Consider the following 329-nt stretch of genomic DNA (forward strand, 5'->3'; position numbering starts at 1 on the left):
AAACGCGCGAAAACCGAGGATCGCGTGGTGCTACCGACAAGCCCAGGGTGGCCCCCTGGGCGCAGGCGGTAGTGCCGCGCGTGACCGGTTTATCGTGCGTTGCAGCCGATGCCCCTTCTGCCGCGCAGACTCCTAGGCCCGCATTACATGCGCGAACCGATTTCGCCTGCAGAGATCTGGCCGGTGCGCACGGCGTCGGCGGCCTGGGCGCGCACGGCGTCGCGGTCTGCCGTGCTCTTGTAGGTCACCACGCGCGAACCAGCGGGTTCCAGGCTGCGGGTCTGGGCCACCGTGGCGGCTTCGGCCTGCACTTCGGCGCGGGTGCGGTT

General features: G+C 69.6%; 1 pseudogene. It reads right to left on the bottom strand.

Going from position 1 to position 329, the window contains the following annotated elements:
* Positions 1 to 143: 143 nt before the first annotated feature.
* Positions 144 to 329, bottom strand: a pseudogene (locus ACOQFS_RS16815) (DUF4148 domain-containing protein); the annotation flags it as partial.

The organism is Paracidovorax sp. MALMAid1276 (assembly GCF_049198005.1).
In the GTDB taxonomy this organism is placed as follows: domain Bacteria; phylum Pseudomonadota; class Gammaproteobacteria; order Burkholderiales; family Burkholderiaceae_C; genus Acidovorax.